The organism is Kitasatospora sp. NPDC059571, from assembly GCF_042735675.1.
GTDB lineage: Bacteria > Actinomycetota > Actinomycetes > Streptomycetales > Streptomycetaceae > Kitasatospora.
In genome coordinates this window covers 1-2,945 of sequence record NZ_JBHWBW010000685.1, presented here as the reverse complement: position 1 = coordinate 2,945, position 2,945 = coordinate 1, and the positions used below count along the sequence as shown (strand labels likewise).

The following is a 2,945-nucleotide window of genomic DNA, read 5'->3' as shown; positions in this document are numbered from 1 at the left end:
CGAACCGCCACACCCGGCCGGGGACGACCAGGCCGGCCGCCGAGAAGGCGATCTTGCGGAGCTCCGCGTACGGACCGTTGTCCTTGCGCCACATGGAGGCGACGATGTCGACGGCCTCCTGCGGGGTCTCGGCGAACTCCAGCCCGGCGTAGACCGGGGCGCAGGCGTCGAGGCCGACGTCCTGGGCGGTGAGGCGGCGGCCGAGGCGCCGGGTGAAGACCTCGGCGATCAGCGCGGGGGTGGCGCCGCGGGGCTGCTGGCCGCGCAGCCAGCGGGTGACGGAGGTCTTGTCGTAGCGCAGGTCGAGCCCGTGCTCGAGGCCGAGCTGGTCGACGCGTCTGGCGAGCCCGGCGTGCGAGAAGCCGGACTCCTCGATCAGGGCGGCGAGCTGCGGGTTCTGGGTGCGGTGGGCGTTCGGGGCCGTGTCCGCGGGCTGGTCGTCGGGGGCGTGCGGAGGAGCCCCGGCCTGCACGTCGTGCGGGTCGAGCGCGTCGAGCGGTCCGTACGCAGGGCTGTCGGTTGCAGGCGTGTGGGGCATGTCAGTCAACACCTCTCAGGTGCCGCTCCGGTCCCCCCGGTGACGGGTCGGCACCCCCTGTCGGGAATCGGCGTGAATGTAGCGAGCATTCGGGCGCTATGTGCTGAATCGGACGTGCAATCCTCCGAACGGGTGATGCGCGCGTGCTCGTTGTGGGGAAGCCGGAGCCGCCGGTGTTTGATCGGTGCGGCCCCGGACGCCCGTTCGGACCGCATGGCGCTGGAACACATGTCCGGACTCGGGCCTGTGGCAGCCGGACACATAGGAGCGGGCGCCCGCTGTTCCTACCGTTCTCGGCCATGGACACCACTTCAGCCGCGGCCCCGGCGGCTCCGCTCGCGGGCCGGACGGCCCTGGTCACCGGCGCGGCCTCCGGCATCGGCCGGGCCTGCGCGGAGGCCTTCGCCGCCGCCGGCGCCCGGGTCTACGTCGTCGACCTCGCCGCCGGGCCGGCCCAGGAGCTCGCCGAGCGGATCGGCGGTGTCGCGGCCGTCGCCGACCTCTCCGACCCGCGGGCGGTGGAGGACCTGCCGGACGACGCGGACATCGTGGTCAACAACGCCGGCCTCCAGCACGTGGCGCCGCTGCACGAGTTCCCGACCGAGCGGTTCACCCAGATCCAGCGGGTGATGGTCGAGGCGCCGTTCCGGATCATCCGCCGCACCCTCCCGCACATGTACGGGCGCGAGTGGGGCCGCATCGTCAACATCTCCTCGGTGCACGGGCTGCGGGCCAGCGCCTTCAAGTCCGCGTACGTGACGGCCAAGCACGCGCTGGAGGGGCTGAGCAAGACCGCCGCGCTGGAGGGCGCCCCGTACGGCGTGACCAGCAACTGCATCAACCCCGGCTATGTGCGCACCCCCCTGGTGGAGCGCCAGATCGCCGCCCAGGCGCTGGCCCACGGCATCCGCGAGGACGAGGTGGTGGAGCAGATCATGCTCGACCGCACCGCCGTGAAGCGGCTGATCGAGCCCGAGGAGGTCGCCCAGCTCGCGGTCTGGCTCTGCTCGCCGTCCGCCTCCTACATCACCGGCGCCAGCCTGCCCGTGGACGGCGGCTGGACGGCGCACTGACCCGTCCGCACCCGTCCGCACCCGCTCTCTCCCCGCACGCCACCCCCGCCCTCGCCCCACCCCCGAGAACAGGTGACCCCATGGCCCACTCTCCCGACGTCGTGAGATCCGGCGCTCCGCAAGCGGACTCCAAGCTCTGGAAGGTCGTCGGTGCCAGCCTCATCGGCACCACGATCGAGTGGTACGACTACTTCCTCTACGGCACCGCCGCCGCCCTGGTGTTCGGCAAGGTGTTCTTCCCGAACAGCGACCCGCTGACCGGCACCCTGCTCTCCTTCCTCACCTACGCGATCGGCTTCGCCGCACGGCCGCTGGGCGCGCTGGTGTTCGGCCACTTCGGCGACCGGATCGGCCGCAAGAAGCTGCTGGTGCTCAGCCTGCTGATGATGGGCGCCGCGACCACCCTGATCGGCTGTCTGCCGACGTACCGCCAGGTCGGCGTGGCCGCGCCGCTGCTGCTGACCGCGCTGCGGCTGGTGCAGGGCTTCGCGCTGGGCGGCGAGTGGGGCGGCGCGGTGCTGCTGGTCTCCGAGCACGGCGACCGGGCCCGGCGCGGCTTCTGGGCGTCCTGGCCGCAGGGCGGCGCGCCGGCCGGCAACCTGCTGGCGGCGGGCGTGCTGTCGCTGATGACCGGGGTCCAGTCGGACGCGGCCTTCCTCTCCTGGGGCTGGCGGGTGCCGTTCCTGCTGTCCGCGGTGCTGGTGATGGTCGGCCTGTGGATCCGGCTGTCGGTCGACGAGTCGCCGCTGTTCCGGCAGGCGCTGGCCGCGGCGAAGGCCCGGGAGACGGTCGAGCGCCCGCCGCTCGTCGCGGTGCTGCGCGACCACTGGCGGGACGTGCTGGTCGCGATGGGCGCCCGGATGGCCGAGAACATCTCGTACTACGTGATGACCACCTTCGTGCTGGCGTATGCGGTCGGCCACGTCCACCTGCCGAAGCAGACCGCGCTGAACGCGGTGCTGATCGCCTCCGCGATCCAGTTCGCGCTGATCCCGGTCTTCGGCGCGCTCTCCGACCGGGTCGGCCGCAAGCCGGTCTACCTGGTGGGCGCGGTCGGCGTCGGCATCTGGGCGTTCGTCTTCTTCGGCATGGTGGACACCAGGTCGTTCGGCTCGATGGTCGCCGCGATCACGATCGGCCTGGTCTTCCACAGCGCCATGTACGCGCCGCAGGCGGCGTTCTTCTCCGAGCTGTTCGCCACCCGGATGCGGTACTCCGGCGCCTCCATCGGCGCCCAGTTCTCCTCGGTCGCGGCCGGCGCCCCGGCGCCGCTGATCGCCACCGCGCTGCTCAAGGACTACGGCAGCTCCACCCCGATCGCGGTGTACGTCGCC

2 protein-coding genes and 1 pseudogene are annotated in these 2,945 nt (G+C 72.4%); 2 read left to right on the top strand and 1 reads right to left on the bottom strand.

Features of this window, described 5'->3' with window-relative positions; all coding sequences use genetic code 11:
* Positions 1 to 538: pseudogene (locus tag ACFV0G_RS37800) on the bottom strand (regulator); the annotation flags it as partial.
* A 299-nt stretch (positions 539 to 837) separates the two neighbouring features.
* Here ACFV0G_RS37800 and ACFV0G_RS37795 point away from each other — a divergent pair.
* Entirely contained in the window at positions 838 to 1,611 is a 774-nt protein-coding gene (locus ACFV0G_RS37795; protein ID WP_380557895.1) for a 3-hydroxybutyrate dehydrogenase, read from the top strand.
* An 80-nt stretch (positions 1,612 to 1,691) separates the two neighbouring features.
* Positions 1,692 to 2,945: MFS transporter (locus ACFV0G_RS37790; protein WP_380557892.1), on the top strand; the 1,254-nt coding region annotated here is incomplete at its 3' end.